Source organism: Microbacterium sp. 13-71-7 (genome assembly GCF_002257455.1).
Lineage (GTDB): Bacteria > Actinomycetota > Actinomycetes > Actinomycetales > Microbacteriaceae > Microbacterium.
Genome location: NZ_NCKN01000244.1, coordinates 1 through 5,571 on the forward strand (window position 1 = coordinate 1; position 5,571 = coordinate 5,571).

General features: G+C 71.1%; 7 protein-coding genes. 6 read left to right on the top strand and 1 reads right to left on the bottom strand.

Translation table 11 applies throughout. The annotated features are described in order from the left end of the window. From recA to B7X32_RS17710, 5 genes are all read left to right on the top strand, one after another. A partial coding sequence (recA, locus tag B7X32_RS17690) for a recombinase RecA (protein WP_292722621.1) occupies positions 1-840 on the top strand: 840 nt, incomplete at its 5' end. Positions 841-877: 37 nt separating this feature from the next. Further along, on the top strand, positions 878-1,708 hold the full coding sequence (locus B7X32_RS17695; RefSeq protein WP_292722623.1) for a regulatory protein RecX: 831 nt from the start codon (positions 878-880) through the stop codon (positions 1,706-1,708). 91 nt (positions 1,709-1,799) lie between these two features. Then, positions 1,800-3,350 (top strand): tRNA (N6-isopentenyl adenosine(37)-C2)-methylthiotransferase MiaB, encoded by a 1,551-nt coding sequence (gene miaB, locus B7X32_RS17700; protein WP_292722626.1) that lies wholly within the window; start codon positions 1,800-1,802, stop codon positions 3,348-3,350. Between the two features lie 122 nt (positions 3,351-3,472). Next, positions 3,473-4,381 (top strand): tRNA (adenosine(37)-N6)-dimethylallyltransferase MiaA, encoded by a 909-nt coding sequence (gene miaA / locus B7X32_RS17705; protein WP_292722634.1) that lies wholly within the window; start codon positions 3,473-3,475, stop codon positions 4,379-4,381. After that, complete coding sequence (locus B7X32_RS17710) at positions 4,378-4,863, top strand: GNAT family acetyltransferase (RefSeq protein WP_292722628.1); 486 nt, start codon at positions 4,378-4,380, stop codon at positions 4,861-4,863. The genes miaA and B7X32_RS17710 overlap by 4 nt, the downstream gene beginning before the upstream one ends. 40 nt (positions 4,864-4,903) lie before the next feature. Here the strand turns inward: B7X32_RS17710 and B7X32_RS17715 are convergent, their stop codons facing one another. After that, positions 4,904-5,143 (bottom strand): DUF4242 domain-containing protein, encoded by a 240-nt coding sequence (locus B7X32_RS17715; RefSeq protein WP_292722630.1) that lies wholly within the window; start codon positions 5,141-5,143, stop codon positions 4,904-4,906. Positions 5,144-5,314: 171 nt separating this feature from the next. Between B7X32_RS17715 and B7X32_RS17720 the strand changes: the two genes are divergently transcribed. Then, positions 5,315-5,571: helix-turn-helix transcriptional regulator (locus B7X32_RS17720; RefSeq protein ID WP_292722632.1), on the top strand; the 257-nt coding region annotated here is incomplete at its 3' end.

A 5,571-nucleotide genomic window follows, 5' to 3' on the forward strand; every position in this document is an offset into this window, starting at 1 on the left:
GGTAAGACCACGCTGACCCTGCACGCGATCGCCAATGCGCAGCGCGCCGGCGGCATCGCCGCCTTCGTGGACGCGGAGCACGCCCTCGACCCCGAATACGCCAAGAAGCTCGGCGTCGACATCGACGCGCTGCTCGTGTCCCAGCCCGACACCGGTGAGCAGGCGCTCGAGATCGCCGACATGCTCGTGCGCTCCGGCGCCATCGACCTCATCGTCATCGACTCCGTGGCCGCTCTCGTGCCGCGAGCGGAGATCGAGGGCGAGATGGGCGACTCGCACGTCGGCCTGCAGGCGCGACTGATGTCGCAGGCCCTGCGCAAGCTCACGGGTGGTCTGAACCAGACCAACACGACGATGATCTTCATCAACCAGCTGCGCGAGAAGATCGGCGTGTTCTTCGGCTCCCCGGAGACCACCGCCGGTGGTAAGGCGCTGAAGTTCTACGCCTCGGTCCGCCTCGACATCCGTCGTATCGAGACGCTGAAGGACGGCACGGAGGCGGTCGGAAACCGCACCAGGGTCAAGGTCGTGAAGAACAAGATGGCGCCGCCGTTCAAGCAGGCCGAGTTCGACATCCTCTACGGTGTCGGCATCTCCCGCGAGGGCAGCCTCATCGACTTCGGCGTCGACCACGGCATCGTGAAGAAGTCGGGCGCCTGGTACACCTACGATGGCGACCAGCTCGGCCAGGGCAAGGAGAACGCGCGCAACTTCCTGCTCAAGAACCCCGATATCGCCGAGACCATCGAGACGCAGATCAAGCAGAAGCTCGGCATCGGCGGCGCGGCGGCTCCGGCGGCGACGGCTGCCGACGAGCTCGCACAGCGTCGTCCGGCCTGACATGCGCCTCGACGACGCTCAGCGACCGGAGTGAGCCGTGAGTGATGAGAGGGGCGGGGCACCGTCCGAGGACGACCGCCTCGCCCCTGTGATCCCGCTGTTCGGAGGGCGCGGTGCGACGGCGGACGGCGAGCAGCCGCGCCCGTCGGCCCCGGCGCCCGCCGCGCCCTCGACGGGAGCGGAGTGGCGCTCGACCTGGGCTGCGGAATCCGCGGCCGAGCGTCGCGGGCCGAGCTCCCGTCACCCCGCCGCTGCGGCGCTGGCGCCGGAGGCGGCTCGTGTCTCCGAGGCAGCGGCCTCCACGCCGCCCCGTCGTGGACTGCGTGCCGTCGGCCGTCCCGGTGGGGATGACGCCTCCACGCCCGACGATCCGATCGCCGACGCGAGCGAGCTCCTGGTCCGGAAACTCCGTTCCAAGCAGTTGTCCAGTGCAGAAGCGCGCGACGTGCTGCGTGAGAACGGCCTGTCGTCCGAGGACCGCGATCTCGTCATCGAGCAGTTCGAGCAGCGCGGGTATCTCGACGACGCCTCCCTGGCCGAGCTTCTGGTGACCTCGGGATCCGAGCGCAAGGGACAGGGGCGAGTGGCGATCGCCCGCACACTCAGCCAGCGCGGCATTCCCCGCCAGATCGCCGACGAGGCGCTGTCCGTCCTGGATGACGACGACGCGGAGCGGGCGCTCGACTACGCGCGGTCCAAGGTGGCCGGTCTGCGTCGCTTCGACGAGGACACCGCGATCCGGCGCCTGGTCGGTCAGCTCTCTCGGCGGGGGTACGGAGGCAGCGTGGCGCTGACCGCCGCACGCACGGCCTGGCGCGAGACGCAGCGCGGTTCGGGTGTCGGGCGGGTGCGGTTCGAGGAGAGCTGAACCCGGCGGGAGGCCTTCGGCCTCGCCGAGGGAAGCGGCACAAGGGGGAGCGGGGCCTTTCCCGCCAGGCGAAAGTAGAATGGCAGGCACTATGACCATTCCCCTCTCAGAGCCCACGCTCATCGCGCCCTCTGCCGCGGCGCTCGATGAGGCCGGCCAGCGGCGCACGTACGAGGTGCGCACCTTCGGATGCCAGATGAACGTGCACGACTCCGAGCGTCTGTCGGGCTCGCTGGAGAGCGCCGGCTACGTCCGTGCCGCCGCGGACGACGAGGCCGACATCGTGATCATCAACACGTGCGCGGTGCGCGACAACGCCGCCGGCAAGCTGTACGGCACGCTGGGACATCTGAAGAGCCGCAAGGACAAGCATGCGGGAATGCAGATCGCCGTCGGCGGCTGCCTGGCGCAGATGGACAAGCAGGCCGTGCTCGACAAGGCGCCCTGGGTCGACGTGGTCTTCGGCACCCACAACATGGGGTCCCTGCCCGGTCTGCTCGAGCGCGCCCGCCACAACGGCGAGGCCGAGCTGGAGATCCTGGAGGCCCTCGAGGTCTTCCCGTCCACGCTGCCGACCCGTCGCGACTCGGCGCACAGCGGCTGGGTGTCGATCTCGGTGGGCTGCAACAACACCTGCACGTTCTGCATCGTGCCGAGCCTCCGCGGCAAGGAGAAGGACCGCCGTCCCGGCGACATCCTGAACGAGATCCGGCTGCTCGTCGAGGACGGCGCGATCGAGGTCACGCTGCTCGGCCAGAACGTGAACTCCTACGGCGTCGAGTTCGGCGACCGCCAGGCGTTCGGCAAGCTGCTGCGCGCTGCCGGCGAGATCGAGGGTCTCGAGCGGATCCGCTTCACGAGCCCGCACCCTGCGGCCTTCACCGACGATGTCATCGACGCGATGGCGGAGACCCCGAACGTCATGCCGCAGCTGCACATGCCGCTGCAGTCCGGCAGCGACCGGATCCTGCGCGCGATGCGACGCTCCTATCGCAGCGAGAAGTTCCTGGGCATCCTCGACCGCGTGCGCGCGAAGATCCCGAACGCCGCGATCTCCACCGACATCATCGTCGGCTTCCCGGGCGAGACCGAGGAGGACTTCGAGGACACGATGCGCGTCGTGGAGCAGGCCCGCTTCGCGAGCGCCTTCACGTTCCAGTACTCGATCCGCGAGGGCACGCCCGCCGCGACCATGGAGGAGCAGGTCCCCAAGGAGATCGTGCAGGCGCGCTACGAGCGCCTCATCGCGCTGCAGGAGCGCATCTCGCTCGAGGAGAACCAGAAGCAGGTCGGCCGCGAGGTCGAGGTCCTGGTCTCCGTCGGCGAGGGCAAGAAGGATGCCGAGACGCACCGCCTCACGGGCCGCGCGCAGGACAACCGCCTCGTGCACTTCGAGCTGCCAGAGGGCTCCGACCGCCCGCGTCCGGGTGACGTGGTGACCGTGACGATCACGCACGGCGCGCCGTTCCACCTGCTCGCGGACGCGCCGGACGGCGCTCCGCTGCGGATCCGCCGCACGCGCGGCGGCGACGCGTGGGACCGGGCGCAGTCCGAGTCCTGCGCGGTGCCGGCCGCTCCCGCCGCCGACGGGAAGCCGCGCGCGGTGTCGCTGGGCCTGCCGACGCTCCGCGTCGGAGTGTGAGCGCGCCGGGCTCCGTGTCGGTCCCTGAGTCGACCCCGCGCGCCTCAGAGGCTCCGGGCAGCGCGGAGCGCCGGCGGGAGGGAGGCGCGGGGAGCGAAGGGCCGGACGCCAGCGCCCCGCGGCTGTGGGCGATCGTCGGGGCGACCGGCACCGGAAAGAGCGACCTGTCGCTCGACCTCGCGGAGGCGCTGGCCGCACGCGGACGTCGCGCGGAGATCGTGAACGCGGACGCCATGCAGCTCTACCGCGGCATGGACATCGGCACCGCCAAGCTCTCCGTCTCGGAGCGGCGGGGCGTCCCGCATCACCTCTTCGACGTGCTCGACGTCACCGAGGACGCGGCGGTGGCGTGGTACCAACCGCACGCGCGCACCGCGATCGAACGGATCCAGGCCGGCGGCGCGGATGCGATCCTCGTGGGCGGATCCGGACTCTACGTGTCCAGCGTGCTGTACGACTTCCGCTTCCCACCCCGGGACGACGCGCTGCGTGCGCGCCTCGAGGCGGAGCTGGAGCAGGACGGTCCGGGACCTCTGCTCGCAAGGCTGCAGCAGCAGGATCCGGATGCCGCCGCCCGGATCGACCCGAAGAACGGCCGGCGTATCGTGCGGGCGCTCGAGGTGCTGGCCCTGGGGGAGCGCACCCACGGCGCGGCGCTGCCCGAGCAGCCGGTGCCGTGGCATCCTCGCACGCGCGTGCTGGCCCTGGGCGTCGAGCGCGCGGCGCTGGTCGAGCGGCTCGACCGGCGGGTGGAGCGCATGTGGGAGCAGGGGATGCTCGCCGAGGTCGAACGCCTGCGGGGCGAGGGTCTCGAGCAGGGCACGACGGCGCGCCGTGCGATCGGCTACGCGCAGGCCCTGTCCCAACTGACGGGCGGGCTCACACAGGACGAGGCGATCGCCGAGACCCAGGCGCTGACCCGCCGCTACGCGCGTCGCCAGGTGTCCTGGTTCCGCCGGTACGCCGAGGCGGAGTGGATCGACGCCCTGGCGCCGATCGACGTCCAGACCATCGTGGAGGAGAGCGCATGACCACCGGAATCGCGATCCGTGCCTTCGACCGGCGCGACACCGACACCGTCGTCGCACTCTGGGAGGACGCGGGCCTCACCCGGCCGTGGAACGATCCGCGCGCCGACATCGAGCGCAAGCTCGCGGTCCAGCCGGAGCTCTTCCTCGTCGCGGAGGAGCACGCCCCGGATCGCCCCGCGGGCGGCCCGGACGACGTCACGGACGCCGACGCCGACGCCCGCATCGTCGGCTCGGTGATGGCGGGCTACGACGGGCACCGCGGCTGGCTGTACTACCTCGCCACCGCCTCGGATCGGCGCGGCGCCGGGATCGGCCCGGCGCTCGTCGCCGAGGCCGAACGGCTGCTGCTCGCGATGGGCTGCCCCAAGGTCCAGCTCATGGTCCGGGCCGGGAACGAGCGGGTGCTCGGCTTCTACGACGCGCTCGGCTACGAGCGCTTCGAGGTCGGCAACACCGGCAAACGCCTCATCCACGACGTCTGATCGCCCTGCCTCCGCCGGCGACGTCCGGGCGTCCTGCTCGTCAGCGCCCCTCCTGGACGAGATGGATCTCATCCGCGACGAGGCCGTGCGCCTCGCGGTGCACGGTGTTGGCGGCCTCCGCGTCCGGTGCGTCGACGAGGCAGAAGATCTTCCCTCCGTCCTCGTCGACCCAGTAGCGCAGGTAGTGCACGTCGTGCTGATCCTGCACCGCGAGGTCTGCGGCATGCGCCGCGGCGACATCGTCGAGGGTGACGGGGCCGTCGAGCCTGTGAACATCCATGTAGAGCGCCATCATCTGATCCCTTCCTGCGGGGGCGCGCCGCCCCTCCTGCCGATTCCACTCCTCGGCGATCGCGCGCGCATCCGGGACAGCACCCGATTCCGGCCGGCGCCGTTCTGCTCTGAGCGGATCCGGTCGCGCCCGCGGAAGCCGCGTGCCTAGCATGGCGCCATGACCGCGACCCCTGACCCACTCCGCATCGAGCACGCCCCTTCGCGCGAGCCCCGGAAGAACCCGGGCACCGAACCGGAGCGCCTCTGGCGCAACGTCGTGGGGGAGCTGCTCCGCGACGCTCGCACGGATCGCGGCGAGACGCTCGCCGAGACCGCTCAGCGCGCCGGCGTCTCCCCGCAGTACCTGTCGGAGATGGAGCGAGGCCGCAAAGAGGCGTCCAGCGAGATGCTCGCCGCCGTGTCCGGAGCACTCGA